The sequence below is a fragment of the Maribacter sp. MAR_2009_72 genome, from assembly GCF_007827235.1.
GTDB lineage: Bacteria > Bacteroidota > Bacteroidia > Flavobacteriales > Flavobacteriaceae > Maribacter > Maribacter sedimenticola.
Genome location: NZ_VISB01000001.1, coordinates 1,611,256 through 1,627,821, shown reverse-complemented (window position 1 = coordinate 1,627,821; position 16,566 = coordinate 1,611,256). Strand labels below are relative to the sequence as shown.

Sequence of the window (16,566 nt, the reverse complement as noted above, 5' to 3'; positions counted from 1 at the left end):
AAAGCTTGGTTAGGTATTAAAAACGGATATCTATTCTATTTGAAAAGAAAACTTGTTTAGCGAATTTTTTTTACAAATTGTGAGATTGATTTAGGCCCACTTGAGTTTAAAAATTTTATAAATGCTGATCCAATAATTGCGCCTTTGGCAGTTTTTGTAGCTTGCGTAAACGTTTCTTTGTCCTTGATTCCAAAACCAACTATTTGCGGATTTTTAAGGTTCATAGCGGCAATACGCTCAAAATAATTTTCCTGCTCTTTGCCAAATCCTGATTTGGATCCAGTGACACTGGCAGTACTTACCATATAAATAAACCCGTTAGAGGCCTTGTCAATTTCGGCAATACGCTCGTTACTGGTCTGTGGAGTAATCAAGAAAACATTGATCAGTCCATATTTTTTGAACAAAGCCTCATATTCCTCTTGGTAGACATCTAAGGGGAGGTCAGGTAAAATGAGTCCGTCTATGCCAATTTCCTGACATTTTTGGCAAAAGGCCTCAACACCATATTGTAATACCGGGTTAAAATAACCCATAATGATCAAGGGTATGGAAACTGATTTGCGTATATCCTTGATCTGTTGAAATAAGGTTTCTGTGGTCATGCCATTGTGCAATGCCGCCGTTGAGCTTTCCTGTATGGTAGGTCCGTCAGCTAACGGGTCGCTAAAGGGCAGTCCAATTTCGATCATATCTACCCCGTTCTTTTCTAGGTCCTCTATGATTTGCACCGTATCGTTCAGTGAAGGATATCCAGCTGTAAAATATATGGATAATAGTTTTTTGTCCTCTTTTAATTTGGTGTTGATTCTGTTGCTCATAAGGTGTTATGTTATGCTAACTTAAAATAATCAATATATGTGTTCAAATCCTTATCTCCTCTACCTGATAGACTTATTACGACCACATCATCTTTCTTGAATTTTTTATGATTGAAAATGGCGAATGCATGGCCGGTTTCAATGGCAGGTATGATGCCTTCCAGTTGTGACAGTTCCAATCCTGCTGCCATGGCCTCATCATCGGTTGCGGAATAGAACTCTGCCCTTTTAGACGTGTATAGGTGTGAATGCATTGGTCCTACCCCAGGATAGTCCAGTCCTGCAGATATGGAATATGGTTCTGTAATCTGCCCATCAGCGGTTTGCATCAACATGGTTTTACAGCCATGTATAATACCTATTTTTCCAAGAGCAGACGTAGCAGCACTTTCGCCGGAGTGAACCCCCTTACCAGCAGCTTCAACAGCAATTATACCTACTTCCGGTTCATGGAGAAAATGGTGATAGGTGCCCGCGGCATTGCTTCCACCACCAATACAGGCTACCACGTAATCTGGATTTTCACGACCTTCTTTCTCTTTCAACTGCCATTTTATCTCTTCGGATATTACGGATTGAAATCTTGTTACCATATCTGGGTATGGATGTGGTCCTATAGCGGAGCCAATGATATAATGTGTATCTACAGGATTGTTGATCCAATCCCTTATTGCTTCATTTGTGGCATCCTTAAGGGTTCTGCTTCCGGATTTGGCAGGTCTTACTTCTGCACCCAACATTTTCATACGGGCAACATTGGGTGCTTGGCGTGCAATGTCTATTTCCCCCATATACACAATACATTCCATACCCATTAGTGCACAGACCGTAGCGGTAGCTACCCCATGTTGTCCTGCACCGGTTTCGGCAATAATTCTTGTTTTACCGAGTTTTTGGGCCATTAAGATTTGACCAATGGTATTGTTTACCTTATGGGCGCCGGTATGGTTGAGGTCTTCCCTTTTAAGATAGACTTTACAGCCATGTTTTTCTGAAAGCCGTTTTGCATAATATAGGGGAGAAGGCCTGCCCACATAATCCTTTAAGAGTTGATGGAATTCTTTTTGGAAAGATTCTTCATACATCAGCTTTAAATAATTTTGTCGTAATTCCTCTATGTTTGGGTACAACATTTCAGGGATAAAGGCACCACCAAATTCACCGTAGTATCCTTTTTCATCTGCATTATAGTTCATAGCGCTTTTTTAAACTTTTGTAATTCTTCAATATTTTTTAATCCGGGTTGTAATTCAAATTTACTATTGATATCAATGGCATAACAGTTTTTGGATTCAGGCAATTCTAAAAATTGCTTGATTTTATCCAGGTTGTTCGGTCCAATGCCTCCACTTAAAAAATAAGGTTTGTTAGACGGATAATTTTTTAGAACAGACCAGTTAAAGGTGTAGCCATTGCCTCCCGGTAATTTTCCTTTTGTATCAAACAGAAAAAAATCACAACAATTTTCATACTGCTGTAATACTCCAAAATCAAACTCATCCTTAATGGAAAACACTTTGATAATGCTCACTTTTTGATTTTCCTTTATAAGGTCCAATGAAATGTTTTTACAATATATTGGGCTTTCCTGTCCGTGAAGCTGAATTCCCTGAAGTTGATGCTTCTTCACCATTTCAATGATATATTTGGGTTTGGCATCTACAAAAACTCCTACTTTGTTAATATGGTGGGGTAGCTGTGGAATTTCAGTGTCAAAAAATCTTGAGGAATGTTCCCAAAAGATAAAGCCAAGGTAATCTGGTCGCAATTGTGCAACCTCGGCCGTATTATGTTTCATTCCACAAATTTTAAGTTTCATTGCGTTTTTAAATTTTTAATGAATGTTTGGGCACTTTTGCCCGGGTCATTGGTCTTCATAAATTTTTCACCAATTAAAAACCCTTCATATCCGAAAGGTCTAAGTTCTTTGATTGCGTCAATGGAACTGATACCACTTTCGGAAACTTTTACAAAGTCATCCGGAATTAGTTGGGAAAGGGTTTTACTCGTATTTAGACTTACTTCAAAATTCTTGAGGTTTCTATTGTTTACTCCTAACATGTCTAAACTGGGCATTATGGATTTGTGCAACTCTTCCTCATTATGCACCTCTAGTAACACCTCTAGGCCTAAACTTTTTGCAAGCTCGGAGAACTTTTTTATTTCTTGTTTGGTCAAGATAGCGGCTATTAATAAAATAACATCGGCACCAAATGCCTTGGCTTCTATAATTTGATATTCACTAATAATAAATTCTTTACGGAGTAATGGCAGTTGTACAGATGCCCTGGCCAAGATCAAATCCTCTAAAGATCCACCAAAATATTTAATGTCCGTCAATACGCTCATACCGCAAGCACCAGCTTTCTCGTACCCTTTTGCCACTTGGCCAACGTTGGCGTTTTGGTTAATGCTTTCCTTTGATGGAGACCTGCGTTTAAACTCAGATATAATACCTGTATCGCTTGTTTTTAGCGCCTTAGCCAAAGAAATTGTACTTCTTTTGAAGAGGGCTGAAGCTTCATGGTATGATATGGATAGTATGGATTTTTTTAAATCTACTTCTTTCCGTTTGTCGGCTACTATTTTATCAAGAATATTCATTAGTTACTGCTATGCATTTGTGTGTTTGACAGATTATTTTTTATTTCTCAATTTCTACTCAGCTCCTGTATTTTTTTCAATGCCGCAAGTCCCTTTCCGCTAATTAACGATTCCTTTGCGCGTTCAAAACCTTGAATGGGTGTAAGGTCTTTAACTGTAGCAATGGCAATACCCGCATTGGCACATACCACATTGTTCTGTGCTTCCGTGCCTTTGCCCTGTAATACGTTCAGGAAGATTTGAGCAGAAGTGTCAATGGAATCTCCCCCAACTATATCAGATTGCATAATTTGGCTTACACCAAAATCAGAAGGCTTCAACATACTTTCCGTATGGTTGGAAATAGTCTTTGTGTTACCGGTCAATGAAATTTCATCATAACCGTCCAAAGCATGTAGGACGGTAAAATTTTTATCGGTCTTTTGATAGAGGTAACCGTACATACGAGCAAGTTCCAAATTAAAGACACCTACCATTTGGTTTTTTGGAAAAGCCGGGTTTACCATAGGACCCAACATATTAAAGAATGTTTTTACGGCCAGATCTTTGCGAATGGGTGCTACATTTTTCATGGCAGGATGAAAAAGCGGAGCGTGTAAAACGCATATGCCGGCCTGATCGATACATTTTTCCAAAAAACCGGGGTCATTACTAAATTTAATACCTAAAAACTCCATAACATTACTGCTACCACATTTAGAAGAAACACCATAATTACCGTGTTTGGTTACTTTAACTCCTGCACCGGCGGTAACAAATGATGCCAATGTAGAAATATTGAAGGTGTCCTTACCATCACCGCCGGTACCACAAAGGTCAATAGGGTTATAGGCAGATAAATCAACTGCCAGGCAAAGATCTAACAGGGCATCTCTAAATCCTTCCAGTTCCTCAAGGGAAATACTGCGCATCATATATACGGTTAGGAATGCTGCTATCTGACTGGTGTTGTAATCACCTTTTGCAATATTCACTAGAATATGCTTAGCATCCTCCTTGGACAATGTTTCGTGATTAATAAGTTTATTTAGTGTTTCCTTCATTTTTATACTATTAAGTAATAGGCAATTACTACGCTGTTTTCTTGCTTAAGTTTTCTAGTTACTTGGTATTACAGGTTTAACCAATTCTCCAACATCTTTTTGCCTTGTGGTGTCAGTACTGATTCTGGATGAAATTGAACTGCGCGAACATCATATTTTTTATGCCTCAAGGACATTACCTGTCCGTTTTCATCAACTGAAGTAGCTTCTAGTTCATTTGGTAGATTGGCATTTACAACCCAGGAATGATAGCGTCCAACTTCAATTTCCTTTGGCATGTCCGTAAAGATCAGGTCCTCTTTAGTAATGTTTATTTTAGTAGCAATACCGTGGTATACCTCGTCCAAATTAATTAATGAGCCGCCAAAAACCTCTGCTATTGCCTGTTGGCCAAGGCATACGCCAAAAATACTTTTGGTAGGGGCATAGGTAGCGATAATCTGTTTTAATAGGCCTGCCTCATCAGGTATGCCGGGACCAGGTGATAAGACTATTTTCTGAAAAGCGTCAACTTCATCCAATGTAAGTTGATCGTTACGTTTTACGATTACCTCGCAACCTAGTTCCTCCAGATAATGTACAAGGTTATAGGTAAAACTATCGTAATTGTCTATGACTAATATTTTCTTCATGTTAAATTTCTTCAGCTAATTCCAAAGCTTTGGTCAGTGCTCCCAATTTATTATATGTTTCCTGTAACTCGCTTTCTGGGTTGGATGCCGCAACAAGTCCCGCACCCGCTTGATAATGTAATTTGTGATTTTTGCTTAAAAAGGTCCTGATCATTATGGCGTGGTTAAAATTGCCTTTAAAGTCCATAAACCCAATAGCGCCACCGTAGTAACCCCTACTGGTTTTTTCATACTTTTCTATAAGCTGCATGGCCATATGTTTTGGAGCTCCGCTCAAGGTACCTGCCGGGAAGGTGTCCGCTACTACTTTCATGGTAGGGATATCTTTCTTTTTCATACCGGTGACTTTGGAAACCAAGTGGATTACATGAGAGAAAAACTGTACTTCCCTATAATTTTCCACTTGTACAACATTACCGTTCCTGCTTAAATCATTTCTGGCCAAATCCACAAGCATGACATGTTCACTGTTTTCCTTATCATCTGCCTTAAGTTCCTTGGCAAGCTGTGCATCTTGCTCATCATTGCCCGTTCTTTTAAAAGTACCGGCTATTGGGTGTATCTCTGCCTTGCCGTCACTGACAATAAGTTGAGCTTCAGGAGAGCTGCCAAAAATTTTAAAATCGCCATAATCAAAATAAAAAAGATAGGGAGAAGGGTTTACGGATCGTAGAGCTCTATATACGTTAAACTCATCTCCTTTAAATCCTTGGGAAAAACGCCTGCTTAATACCAGCTGAAAAACATCGCCCCGTTGGCAGTGTTTTTTAGCAAGGGCAACATGTTCCTTAAATTCCTCATCTTTTAAGTTAGATTCCTTATCTCCCTCTATTTTAAAATTATAGGTGGCAAAGTTTCTGATATGAAGAAGTTGTTCCAACTCAGGAATATTATTTTCAGCGTCATAACAATGCGCAAAAAGGTATGCCTCGTTCTTAAAATGATTTATAGCAATAATATTCTGATATACAGCATAATAGATGTCCGGAATTTTAATGGAGTCCGGTTTGGGAGATAATGTTACATCTTCAAAATAACGAACGGCATCATAAGCCATATAACCGAATAAACCGTTATTTATGAATTTAAAATCATTACTATCTGCTTTAAAGGTTTTGCTAAAATTATCTATGATATTTACTACATCCGTTTCTGGTGTAATTTCCATTGTTTCTGTCTTTCCATCAGGAAATTGTGTATAGATATGTTCGTTTTCAACTTTTATAGATGCAATAGGATTGCAGCAGATATAAGAAAAACTATTGTCGTTAGCATGGTAGTCACTACTTTCTAAAAGAATACTGTTTGGAAAACGGTCTCTTATTTTTAAGTAAACACTTACAGGGGTTACGGTGTCCGCCAGTATTTTTTTGTGATATGTTTTAAATTGATAGGTCATAAGGTAATTTGATAAAATAAAGAAGGCTTGTCGTGATGACAAGCCTTTATATAGTTTTACTACAATGATGCTTTGCTCACGATGTTTTTCGTAAGTTGCTCCACCACCAAGTATTTACATTTAAATTTTTCATTGAGCATCAAATATAAAAAGGAAAATTAAACTTTCAAACTTTACGGTATCAAAAAGCAAAATCCCTTTGAAATATATCAAAGGGATTTAAAATTGTTTAAAATTTAATTCTAAAATTAAATAGTAATTTAAAGAGCAAGGTCAACTACCAGGTCAAATTCATCATAGATAGCTTTATCCCCTAAATTATCAAAGAAGCTACCAGAGCCATATTTAATATCAAATTTTGTTCTGTCAACTTTAATCGTAGCAGTTGCTTTGTTCTCAAACATTGAAACAACCAAAGTTACGGGACTGGTAATACCTTTAATGGTCAAGTCTCCGGTAACGGTATAAGACGTATCGTTCATTGGTTTAACTGAAGTAAAAACCAATTTGGAGGTTGGGTGGTTTTCCACTCCAAAAAAGTCGCCAGATTTTAAATGACCTTCCAGTTTTTCTTTTCCTTGTCCAGGTTCTAAATCACTACAAGAGATAGTGGTCATATCTACAACAAACTCACCACCGGTTAATTTTTTACCGTTCATTTCCAAAAAACCTGATTTAAGTTTAATGGTACCATTATGTTCCCCAGTAACTTTATATCCTTTCCATGTTACTGTACTGGCGCTAACGTTTACTTGTTTTTTCTCATCTTCCTTAGGGGTAGAGGCCGTTGCCGTTAATCCAAATATGGCAACCAATGCTAAACTTAATAATGATTTTTTCATTTTTTTTAATTTTTAATGTTTGTGTTAATTTATATATGTGTAATAATTTCTTCTTTGGAATACCTAACCTTTGGGTAATGTTGGGTCTTATCCTCGTTTGAACGATATCCTACGGCCAATACTACCGCCGCGTTCAAGTTATTCTCTGCTAATCCCAATATTTCATTGTATTGAGCTTTGTCAAAACCTTCCATAGGACACGTATCTATTTCCATCTCTGCGGCAATGGTCAATAGGTTACCTAGGGCAATATAGGTCTGGTTTGATGTCCAAGAGTTTTTATGTGCATCTGGCAATCCCATTAGTGCTCCTTTCATCATATTGGAATATCCTTCAACATCACCTTTGGAAACCCCGCGAGTCTTTATAATATTATCAATATAATTATCTACCAAGCTTTCGTCAAAGGTAGGTCTATTTGCTAATACCAAAAGGTGCGATGCATCTGTTATTTGTGCCTGATCATATGAGGCTTTTCTTAATTTGGCCCTAACATCCTTATCCTCTATAACATAAAAATGATAGGGTTGCAACCCATATGATGAGGCAGTAAGTCTTGCCGCATCCAATAGTATGTTTAAATCTTCTTCAGATACTTTTTTGGAAGCATCGAACATTTTGGTGGCATATCGCCAGTTAAGCTTATCTAGAACGTTTTTCATGTATAGTAATTAAAATTTATCAAGTAAAATATTAAACTCATTTAAATCATTTTCGTTGAAATTTTCTAGAATACGTTTTTCAGTTTCAAAAAGTATACCATCAATTTCCGTAAGGATGTTTAATCCTGTTTCCGTAATTAAAATTTCAACCTTTCTTCTATTCTCCTTGCACACACGGCGCTTTACAAAACCTTTCATAATCAATTTATCTACAAGCCTAGTGGTATTGCTCATTTTTGTTACCATGCGTTCGTTAATGGTAGATAAATTTGCAGGATTTCCTTTCTGACCTCTTAGAATACTCAGTACATTATATTGTTGAATAGAAATTTCATAAGGTTTAAGTGTGGTAGCAATTATTTCATCAATCTTGTTCACAACCAATGATAAATGAATAATTGTGCGCTTGGGTAATGGTATGTTTGTTTTGGTCTTAATAATTTCCTCTACATTCATGTCAATACAATATTTGTATATACAAATGTAATTAGTTTTTTATATAGTTTGTTTTTATTAGGATTAATTTTTTGTTAAATTTTCAGGAGGGTATGATTTTCATAAAAATCGATTATTTTTACCCTATAATTAATTACTATGGCAGATTTATCACAACAAGATTGGGAAGAGCAATTGGAAAACGATCCCAATGCAGTTATACTTGATGTTAGAACAGAAGAGGAATTGGAAGACGGTGTAATTCCCAATTCAATTAATCTTGATATATATAAAGGACAGGAGTTCGTTGAGGAATTACAGAAATTGGACAAGTCCAAAAATTATTATGTGTATTGTAGGTCCGGTAACAGAAGCGGACAAGCGTGTTCGATCATGAATAGTTTAGGAATTGAGAATGCGTATAACCTTCAAGGAGGTTTTATGAATTGGGAAGGTGAGACAGAATAATAATTTCTTATAATAATTTAACCCGCTTTACGGCGGGTTTTTTATTTTTAGGAAATGAAAGAGGATTTACTGCATTATTTATGGAAATACAAAAAATATCCTTTAAACGGTCTGCAGTCCACATGTGGTAAATCTATTCAGGTAAAGAGTTCTGGATTACACAACCAACTAAGCGGTCCGGATTTTTTTAATGCCCAAATAGAACTGGACGGTCAACTATGGGCCGGCAACGTAGAAATCCATATAAAATCTTCAGATTGGTTTGCACATAACCACCAATTAGATGCAGGTTACGACAATGTCATTCTTCATGTGGTTTGGAAAGACGATGTTTCAGTATATAGAAAAGATGGTACTCAAATACCCACCTTATCCTTGCAGGAATATATTTCTGTAGCATTGCTTGAAACGTACAAGCAACTATTCAATACTAAGAATTATAAATTTATAAATTGCGAGAATGAGTTTAAGCAAGTTGATACGTTCATAAAGGAAAATTGGCTTGACCGTCTGTTCATAGAACGTTTACAGGGCAAGTCCGGGGTAATTAATGAATTGTTGAAATTTACAGACAATGATTGGGAATATGTTCTGTTCTTGATGCTTTTAAAAAATTTTGGTTCCAAAATAAATGCAGATGCATTTTTGGCCATTGGTAAATCTATACGCTATTCTATAGTCAGAAAGTTATTTGGGCAACCTTTGGTAATGGAAAGTTTGCTCATGGGGCAGGCAGGGTTGTTAGAACAGGAACCGGGGATAGATAGTTACTATAATCGGTTATGTAGGGAATATCAATATTTAAAGTCCAAATACCGTTTAGTTCAGCCTTTGACCAAACCAAAATTTTTTAAATTAAGGCCACTTAACTTTCCTACCATAAGACTCGCACAGTTTTCCAAAATTTATGCTACCAATAATAATTTGTTTCAAAATTTAATAGATAGGAAAGATGTAGATGTATCTGATCTTGTGAATTTGGGTACAAGTGAATATTGGAATACCCATTACACGTTCGAAAAAGAATCTAATAGGAAAATTAAGCATATTACAGATTCTTTTGTTCAGCTTATTATGATAAATACGGTAATTCCTTTAAAATTTAGCTATCAACAATATATTGGTCAAACAAATAATGATGCATTATTTCAATTGATGGGTACTTTTAGAAGTGAACAAAACAGTATTATTGAAAGATATAGGGACATTGGGGGGAAGATTACAAATGCAAAATCTTCCCAAGCTTATCTTCAACTCTACAATGCATATTGTAAAACCGGCAAATGTTTGGATTGTGCCATAGGTGCCCAATTAATGAATATAAAAGTCTAATTTTATACACCATGAAATTATTTTATAATTTATTGCATTATCTACAAAAAAGAGGTTTTGAAGTGTGCGGTAGAATTGCCGAAAGATTAGGTATAAGAGCTAGGGTGGTAAGGACATCCTTTATATACCTAACATTTGTCACAGTTGGCTTTGGCTTTGCCCTCTATCTTTTTCTGGCATTTTGGCTTAGGATAAAAGATCTCATCTATACCAAAAGAAATTCCGTTTTTGATTTGTAAAATATGATACACCTGTTCAAGTCTAGGATATATTTGGCGTTGGCGTTAATGCTTTTGGTATTGGCGTTTGGGGTAATTGGCTATAGATTTATATCTGATTATTCTTGGGTAGATGCATTTTACATGACCATTATTACCGTAACAACGGTTGGTTTTTCCGAGGTTAGGCCAATGGGTGCGGACGGTAAAATTTTTACTGTTATTTTAATTGTGACCAGCGTTTTCATATTTGGTTATGCCATATCCGTGATTACGGAGTATATGTTGGGAAGAAATTCCTTGCAATTATTAAAAAAGAAGAAGATGAAGAATATTATTGAAAATTTAAATCAACATGTAGTAGTGTGTGGTTTTGGGAGAAACGGTATGCAAGCGGCGGAAAGGTTAAAGGCGTATAAAAGATCCTTTGTCGTTATAGAAAAGGACAAGGAAGTTATTGAACGTTATGAGGATGAGGTTCTTTTTATTGAGGGTGATGCCAATGATGATGAAGTACTAATGACCGCAGGTATTCAAAGGGCACAATACCTTATAGCTACACTACCGGATGATGCGGCCAATCTTTTTGTTGTATTGTCTGCAAGGCAGTTAAAGAAAAATCTTTTTATCATTAGTAGGGCATCATTGGTGACATCGCAAAAAAAGTTGTTTTTGGCGGGTGCGGATAAAGTAATAATGCCAGATAAAATAGGAGGTGACCATATGGCCTCCTTAGTTGTTATGCCAGATTTAATAACGTTTATGGATAAATTATCTATGGAGGGTGAGAACACCACTAATTTGGAAGAAGTGGCCATTGAGGATTTTGCGGATCAAATAGATTGTAATTCGCTTAGGGATTTAGATCTTAGAAAAAAGACAGGGTGCACAATTATTGGGTATATTTCACCTGATGGGGATTATACCATAAATCCTGAGGCAGATTTAAAATTACAGCCAAAGAGCAAGATTATAGTGTTGGGCAGACCGGAGCAAATTAAAAAATTGAACAAAATGTTTCATATAGAATAAAAATCTTTATGTCGTATAAATTTGATTGCATCCATAATTTTTAAGATATTGCTAGATTAACTAACTAAATTCAATAACTAATTTGAAAACTATGAAGTATAGACTTCTGATCATTTTATCATTTTTAATACCAACATTGACCTTTGCACAGGAAAAAGGTCTTGATGAAAAAGTGAACGACGCTTTTATGCCATTTGCAATATGGTGGGAGGCTACGGTGTTAACATCCGTTCCCATTGCAGGTTTTGATATTCCCATAGTTTTAATTCTATTGATTGCAGGAGCAACTTTTTTTACGATTTATTTCAAATTTCCAGGTATAAGTAAATTTCCTTTGGCAATCAATGTAGTACGTGGAAAATATGAGGAGATAGAAAAATACGGTCTTGAAAAAGTTCAAATGCACATGACCGAAGACGGTGATATCCCAGATACCATACGTGATGAAAGTGAAGAAGGTGAAGTTAGTCATTTTCAAGCCTTGGCCACTGCGGTTTCAGGTACCGTAGGTTTAGGGAATATTGCAGGTGTGGCGGTCGCCATTGCCTTAGGAGGACCTGGTGCAACATTCTGGATGATCGTATGTGGTCTAATAGGAATGTCAACAAAATTCGTAGAATGTACCCTTGGTGTCAAGTATAGGGACGTTGGTCCAGATGGTACAGTGTATGGTGGGCCAATGTATTATTTGTCCAGGGGATTAAGTGAAAGTAACTTAAAAGTATTAGGTAAAATTCTTGCTGGCGTATTCGCAGTACTTTGCGTTGGTGCTTCATTTGGTGGGGGTAACGCTTTTCAATCTAACCAGGCAGCTGTACAATTAACCTCAATGCTCAATTTGGAAGGTGGTGCCACAGGTGTAATTATTGGTTTAATACTTGCTATTTTGGTAGGCGTAGTAATTATTGGAGGTATTAAAAAGATAGCCAGTGTTACAGAAAAAATCGTGCCTTTTATGGCAGGTATCTATGTATTGGCGTCTTTGGTGATCATATTTGCCAACATAAAATATATAGGTGATGCTTTTGGAATGATTTTTTCCGGAGCTTTTTCTCCTGATGCTGCTATTGGGGGTATCATAGGTGTTATAATTGTTGGTTTCCAACGTGCAGCCTTTTCCAATGAAGCGGGTGCAGGTTCTGCGGCGATAGCGCATTCTGCCGTTAAAACCAGGTATCCTGCAAGTGAGGGTATTGTAGCACTACTTGAACCATTTATTGATACGGTGGTCATTTGTACCATGACAGCATTGGTGATAATTTTCTTTAATATGGATGCCGGTGCCTTTGAGTACGGTAACGGTATTGGTAGTACGGTAATGTTGAGTGAAACAGGTGATTATGTAGGTGGGGTGGATTTAACCTCTATGGCGTATGATTCCGTAATTCCTGGCTTTAGATATGTCCTAACAATAGCCATAATCCTATTTGCCTTTTCTACAATGATTTCTTGGTCTTATTATGGTCTTCAATCATGGAAATATTTATTTGGTCGTGGAAAGACCGCAGATATTATTTACAAAGTATTGTTTTTAATGTTTGTAGTAATAGGAGCCGCCGCAACGTTAGATGCGGTAATAAAATTCTCGGATGCTATGATTTTGGCATTGGTGTTCCCTAACATGATAGGTCTGCTCATACTTTTTCCTAAAGTAAAAAAGAGTTTTGAGCGATATTTAACGGCAATTAAAAAAGTATATTAATTACCGTACCTTTTGAAAAAATTAAAATCCCACTTTAAGTTCACTAAACAAGAACGTAGTGGGATTTTCTTTTTGCTGTTGTTCCTTGTGTTGGTTGAAATCTTTTTTTATGTAAACCACAATTATATTAGGGATGGTTATCCCTTAAAAAGCAATTTTACCGAGCAGCAGCGCATAGATTCGCTTAAACAGGTATTGGCGGAAAAGAAAGACAAAATTATCTATAAGTTCAATCCAAATTTTATTTCGGACTATAAAGGATATAGTTTGGGCATGTCCGTTGAGGAAATAGATAGGTTACATGAATTTAGGAACACGGGTAAATTTGTGAATTCTGCAGAAGAGTTCCAAAAAGTCACGTTAATATCAGATTCACTCTTAAAAGCTATTTCGCCAAATTTTAATTTTCCAGAATGGGTGGCCAAGTCTAAGATCGGTGCTGTTGAAAGTAATCAATTTGGTAACGAACATAAAAACTATTCAAAATCAATTCCTGTTCTAGATATTAATGAAGTTACGGCAGAACAATTGCAAACAATAAACGGAGTTGGGGAAAAATTGTCTACTAGAATTATAAAATTCAGGGATAGACTGGGAGGTTTTTTAGTTGATGAACAATTGTTTGATGTATATGGACTTGAAGATGAGGTTGTGGAGAAAACGCTTAAGCGGTTCAAGGTCCTATCCAAGCCAAAAGTTGAAAAAATTAATGTAAATACGGCCACGGTTGAAGAACTATCAAAATTGATATATATTCAAAAAGTGGTGGCCCAGCGTATTGTAAATTATCGTAATCTCAACGGAAGTATTAATTCTTTGAACGAATTGTTAAAAATTGAAGGATTTCCATCGGAACGAATTGAGAGAATTGGTTTATATTTGTCGCTCTAAAAAAAACGCTATGCAAAGTATGTACTTCACGGAAGAGCATCAACTTTTTCGGGAAAGCTTAAAAGAATTTTTACAGAAAGAAGTTGTTCCGCATATAGATAAATGGGAGGCCAATGGAACTATTGAAAGGTTCATTTGGAAGAAATTTGGTGATATGGGATATTTTGGACTTGCCACACCGGAGGAAGATGGTGGTCTGGGTCTTGATTTGTTCTATACCGTAATTTTATTGGAAGAATTGCAAAAGGTGAATTCCGGAGGTTTTGCTGCGGCAATTTGGGCCCATGCATATTTGGCAATGACCCATTTAAACAAGGAAGGCGATTCTTTTGTTAAGGAAAAGTATCTACGACCTAGTGTGGATGGTGATAAGGTTGGGTGTCTTTGTGTTTCTGAGCCTTTTGGTGGAAGTGATGTTGCAGGAATGCGTACCACGGCAGTTCGTAAAGGGGACCATTATATATTAAATGGTTCAAAAACCTTTATAACCAATGGCGTGTATGCGGATTATATGATCGTTGCCGCCAAGACGGCACCTGAGTTGGGTAATAAGGGCATAAGTATTTTTGTGGTAGACCGGCAGAGTAAAGGGGTAACGGCCAACAAGTTGAATAAATTGGGTTGGAGAGCATCGGATACGGCAGAACTGGCGTTCGATAATGTCATGATACCTGTGGAGAATCTTATGGGTGAAGAAAATATGGGCTTTTCCTATATCATGGAGCATTTTTCCCTTGAGCGGTTGATCATGGGCGTCAATGCACATGCCAGATCGGAATATTTTTTGGAATATGCACTACAATATATGTCGGAGCGAGAGGCTTTTGGCAAGACGATCGACCAATTTCAAGCATTAAGGCACAGGGTTGCGGATATGTATGCGGATATAGATATGTGCAAGGAGTATAATTATTCTGTAGCTTATCGCTTGGACAAAGGACAGTATGTGGTAAAGGAAGCCACCATTTCAAAATTAAAATCAACGAAGGTAGCAGATGAGGTGGCGTATGAATGTTTGCAGTTTTTGGGTGGATATGGGTATATAGAGGATTATCCTATGGCCAGAAACTTTAGGGATAGCAGGTTGGGTCCAATTGGAGGTGGAACCTCTGAAATACTTAGGGAGATAATTGCCAAGATGGTTATTGATAAAAAGGAGTACAGACCTGCTACTGTTCAGCAATAGATAAATAATTTTTAAAAATTTGATAATAGGTTGCTAAAATGAATTTAGTTCTTATATTTGCACCCTTAATCATAAAGAGAGGAGGTTTAGCCCATGTTAATAATACCAGTAAAAGAAGGAGAAAACATAGATAGAGCTTTAAAGCGCTTTAAGCGAAAGTTCGATAAAACAGGTACAATGAGACAGTTACGTAAGCGTCAACAGTTCAATAAGCCATCTGTAGTTCGTAGAGCTCAAATCCAAAAAGCAGAATATATTCAAGGTCTTAGAGATCAAGAAGAAATCTAAACTTTGTTTTTATAATATAGAAAATCCCGCTTTATGCGGGATTTTTTTTGCGCAAATCTTAACTAACTTAATTCTTTTGATACCTTTAAGTAATGTTTATAGCTGAATTTACTTCATATCTATTATTGGAAAAGAATTATTCCGATCATACCGTAAAGGCTTATGAAAGTGATATAATGTCGTTCTGTGAGTTTGTTACGGCGGCGTTTGGGGTTGAGGACATAGATCATATTGAATATGCTCTTGTGCGAAGTTGGATAGTTAGGTTATCTGAGCTAAAGATCAACAATAGGTCCATTAACAGAAAAATTTCATCGCTAAGGGCGTATTATAAATTTTTGCAAAAAACAGAGGTCATTAATATTAGTCCTTTAATAAAGCATAGGGCATTGAAAACATCCAAGAAAATAGAGGTGCCGTTTTCTGAACTGGAGATGAGGGATGTACTTACCGCCATTGAATTTACTGATACTTTTGAAGGGTGTAGAGATCAATTGTTAATACATATTCTGTATACGACCGGTATGCGTAGGGCGGAACTTATTGGGTTAAAAGTATCGGATATTGATTTTGATGCCAAAACCATTAAGGTATTGGGAAAAAGAAACAAGGAAAGATTGATCCCAATGCTGCAGGAAACTGAGGAAATGATTATAGGCTATTTAAATAAGCGCCTAGGGCTTGAACAGATAAATGATTCCAATTTTATCTTTCTGACGGCATCTGGCAATAAATTATATGAAACACTTGTTTATAGAGTAATAAACAAGTATTTTAGAATGGTGTCAAGCAAGGTGAAGACCAGCCCGCATATTTTAAGGCACACCTTTGCCACCCATCTTTTGAATAAAGGTGCGGATTTAAATTCGGTCAAAGAATTGTTGGGGCACACTAGCTTGGCGTCTACCCAGGTATACACACATAATAGTATTGCAGAATTAAAAAAAGTTCATGCAAAAGCGCACCCAAGGGGTAACAAGTAATAATCGTCTAATCAGGCCAACATTTTTC

19 protein-coding genes are annotated in these 16,566 nt (G+C 36.7%); 9 read left to right on the top strand and 10 right to left on the bottom strand.

Going from position 1 to position 16,566, the window contains the following annotated elements:
* Positions 1 to 56: 56 nt before the first annotated feature.
* From trpA to JM81_RS06665, 10 genes are all read right to left on the bottom strand, one after another.
* A complete protein-coding gene (gene trpA, locus JM81_RS06710; protein WP_144801592.1) occupies positions 57 to 821 on the bottom strand; it encodes a tryptophan synthase subunit alpha in 765 nt (254 codons plus the stop codon).
* 11 nt (positions 822 to 832) lie between these two features.
* A complete protein-coding gene (gene trpB / locus JM81_RS06705; protein ID WP_144801588.1) occupies positions 833 to 2,017 on the bottom strand; it encodes a tryptophan synthase subunit beta in 1,185 nt (394 codons plus the stop codon).
* Entirely contained in the window at positions 2,014 to 2,640 is a 627-nt protein-coding gene (locus tag JM81_RS06700; RefSeq protein ID WP_144801585.1) for a phosphoribosylanthranilate isomerase, read from the bottom strand. Before JM81_RS06700 ends, trpB begins: the two co-directional genes overlap by 4 nt.
* The gene (gene trpC, locus JM81_RS06695; RefSeq protein WP_144801582.1) at positions 2,637 to 3,425 is read right to left on the bottom strand and encodes an indole-3-glycerol phosphate synthase TrpC; all 789 of its coding nucleotides are present in this window, start codon (positions 3,423 to 3,425) and stop codon (positions 2,637 to 2,639) included. The genes JM81_RS06700 and trpC overlap by 4 nt, the downstream gene beginning before the upstream one ends.
* Before the next feature lie 47 nt (positions 3,426 to 3,472).
* Positions 3,473 to 4,468, bottom strand: coding sequence for an anthranilate phosphoribosyltransferase (trpD, locus tag JM81_RS06690; RefSeq protein ID WP_144801579.1), 996 nt, complete (start codon positions 4,466 to 4,468; stop codon positions 3,473 to 3,475).
* Between the two features lie 68 nt (positions 4,469 to 4,536).
* Positions 4,537 to 5,100 carry an anthranilate synthase component II gene (locus JM81_RS06685; protein WP_089262994.1) on the bottom strand — a complete coding sequence of 188 codons (564 nt, stop codon included), beginning with the start codon at positions 5,098 to 5,100 and terminating at the stop codon, positions 4,537 to 4,539.
* A 1-nt stretch (position 5,101) separates the two neighbouring features.
* The gene (locus JM81_RS06680) at positions 5,102 to 6,499 is read right to left on the bottom strand and encodes an anthranilate synthase component I family protein (RefSeq protein ID WP_144801577.1); all 1,398 of its coding nucleotides are present in this window, start codon (positions 6,497 to 6,499) and stop codon (positions 5,102 to 5,104) included.
* 260 nt (positions 6,500 to 6,759) lie between these two features.
* Complete coding sequence (locus tag JM81_RS06675; RefSeq protein ID WP_089262990.1) at positions 6,760 to 7,341, bottom strand: YceI family protein; 582 nt, start codon at positions 7,339 to 7,341, stop codon at positions 6,760 to 6,762.
* A 29-nt stretch (positions 7,342 to 7,370) separates the two neighbouring features.
* Entirely contained in the window at positions 7,371 to 8,003 is a 633-nt protein-coding gene (locus JM81_RS06670) for an NAD(P)H-dependent oxidoreductase (protein ID WP_144801574.1), read from the bottom strand.
* A 9-nt stretch (positions 8,004 to 8,012) separates the two neighbouring features.
* The gene (locus JM81_RS06665) at positions 8,013 to 8,459 is read right to left on the bottom strand and encodes a MarR family winged helix-turn-helix transcriptional regulator (RefSeq protein WP_144801572.1); all 447 of its coding nucleotides are present in this window, start codon (positions 8,457 to 8,459) and stop codon (positions 8,013 to 8,015) included.
* A gap of 138 nt (positions 8,460 to 8,597) precedes the next feature.
* Here JM81_RS06665 and JM81_RS06660 point away from each other — a divergent pair, with 138 nt between their 5' ends.
* From JM81_RS06660 to JM81_RS06620, 9 genes are all read left to right on the top strand, one after another.
* A complete protein-coding gene (locus JM81_RS06660) occupies positions 8,598 to 8,906 on the top strand; it encodes a rhodanese-like domain-containing protein (RefSeq protein WP_089262984.1) in 309 nt (102 codons plus the stop codon).
* Positions 8,907 to 8,960: 54 nt separating this feature from the next.
* Entirely contained in the window at positions 8,961 to 10,238 is a 1,278-nt protein-coding gene (locus JM81_RS06655) for a DUF2851 family protein (protein WP_144801569.1), read from the top strand.
* A gap of 11 nt (positions 10,239 to 10,249) precedes the next feature.
* Positions 10,250 to 10,477: a PspC domain-containing protein gene (locus tag JM81_RS06650; protein WP_089262980.1), complete on the top strand. Its 228-nt coding sequence runs from the start codon at positions 10,250 to 10,252 to the stop codon at positions 10,475 to 10,477.
* A gap of 3 nt (positions 10,478 to 10,480) precedes the next feature.
* A complete protein-coding gene (locus tag JM81_RS06645) occupies positions 10,481 to 11,488 on the top strand; it encodes a potassium channel family protein (RefSeq protein ID WP_144801566.1) in 1,008 nt (335 codons plus the stop codon).
* A 91-nt stretch (positions 11,489 to 11,579) separates the two neighbouring features.
* Complete coding sequence (locus JM81_RS06640; RefSeq protein ID WP_089262976.1) at positions 11,580 to 13,190, top strand: alanine/glycine:cation symporter family protein; 1,611 nt, start codon at positions 11,580 to 11,582, stop codon at positions 13,188 to 13,190.
* A 12-nt stretch (positions 13,191 to 13,202) separates the two neighbouring features.
* Positions 13,203 to 14,081: a ComEA family DNA-binding protein gene (locus JM81_RS06635; protein ID WP_144801563.1), complete on the top strand. Its 879-nt coding sequence runs from the start codon at positions 13,203 to 13,205 to the stop codon at positions 14,079 to 14,081.
* A 10-nt stretch (positions 14,082 to 14,091) separates the two neighbouring features.
* Positions 14,092 to 15,267 (top strand): acyl-CoA dehydrogenase family protein, encoded by a 1,176-nt coding sequence (locus JM81_RS06630; RefSeq protein ID WP_089262972.1) that lies wholly within the window; start codon positions 14,092 to 14,094, stop codon positions 15,265 to 15,267.
* Positions 15,268 to 15,360: 93 nt separating this feature from the next.
* Positions 15,361 to 15,555 carry a 30S ribosomal protein S21 gene (gene rpsU / locus JM81_RS06625; RefSeq protein ID WP_027067859.1) on the top strand — a complete coding sequence of 65 codons (195 nt, stop codon included), beginning with the start codon at positions 15,361 to 15,363 and terminating at the stop codon, positions 15,553 to 15,555.
* A gap of 92 nt (positions 15,556 to 15,647) precedes the next feature.
* Entirely contained in the window at positions 15,648 to 16,538 is an 891-nt protein-coding gene (locus JM81_RS06620; RefSeq protein WP_144801561.1) for a tyrosine-type recombinase/integrase, read from the top strand.
* The last annotated feature ends 28 nt before the right edge of the window (positions 16,539 to 16,566 follow it).

Bases quoted from the DNA above. Each gene is read 5' to 3' on its own strand.
- trpA (WP_144801592.1), bottom strand. From the start codon at position 821: ATGAGCAACAGAATCAACACCAAATTAAAAGAGGACAAAAAACTATTA.
- trpB (WP_144801588.1), bottom strand. From the start codon at position 2,017: ATGAACTATAATGCAGATGAAAAAGGATACTACGGTGAATTTGGTGGT.
- JM81_RS06700 (WP_144801585.1), bottom strand. From the start codon at position 2,640: ATGAAACTTAAAATTTGTGGAATGAAACATAATACGGCCGAGGTTGCA.
- trpC (WP_144801582.1), bottom strand. From the start codon at position 3,425: ATGAATATTCTTGATAAAATAGTAGCCGACAAACGGAAAGAAGTAGAT.
- trpD (WP_144801579.1), bottom strand. From the start codon at position 4,468: ATGAAGGAAACACTAAATAAACTTATTAATCACGAAACATTGTCCAAG.
- JM81_RS06685 (WP_089262994.1), bottom strand. From the start codon at position 5,100: ATGAAGAAAATATTAGTCATAGACAATTACGATAGTTTTACCTATAAC.
- JM81_RS06680 (WP_144801577.1), bottom strand. From the start codon at position 6,499: ATGACCTATCAATTTAAAACATATCACAAAAAAATACTGGCGGACACC.
- JM81_RS06675 (WP_089262990.1), bottom strand. From the start codon at position 7,341: ATGAAAAAATCATTATTAAGTTTAGCATTGGTTGCCATATTTGGATTA.
- JM81_RS06670 (WP_144801574.1), bottom strand. From the start codon at position 8,003: ATGAAAAACGTTCTAGATAAGCTTAACTGGCGATATGCCACCAAAATG.
- JM81_RS06665 (WP_144801572.1), bottom strand. From the start codon at position 8,459: ATGAATGTAGAGGAAATTATTAAGACCAAAACAAACATACCATTACCC.
- JM81_RS06660 (WP_089262984.1), top strand. From the start codon at position 8,598: ATGGCAGATTTATCACAACAAGATTGGGAAGAGCAATTGGAAAACGAT.
- JM81_RS06655 (WP_144801569.1), top strand. From the start codon at position 8,961: ATGAAAGAGGATTTACTGCATTATTTATGGAAATACAAAAAATATCCT.
- JM81_RS06650 (WP_089262980.1), top strand. From the start codon at position 10,250: ATGAAATTATTTTATAATTTATTGCATTATCTACAAAAAAGAGGTTTT.
- JM81_RS06645 (WP_144801566.1), top strand. From the start codon at position 10,481: ATGATACACCTGTTCAAGTCTAGGATATATTTGGCGTTGGCGTTAATG.
- JM81_RS06640 (WP_089262976.1), top strand. From the start codon at position 11,580: ATGAAGTATAGACTTCTGATCATTTTATCATTTTTAATACCAACATTG.
- JM81_RS06630 (WP_089262972.1), top strand. From the start codon at position 14,092: ATGCAAAGTATGTACTTCACGGAAGAGCATCAACTTTTTCGGGAAAGC.
- rpsU (WP_027067859.1), top strand. From the start codon at position 15,361: ATGTTAATAATACCAGTAAAAGAAGGAGAAAACATAGATAGAGCTTTA.
- JM81_RS06620 (WP_144801561.1), top strand. From the start codon at position 15,648: ATGTTTATAGCTGAATTTACTTCATATCTATTATTGGAAAAGAATTAT.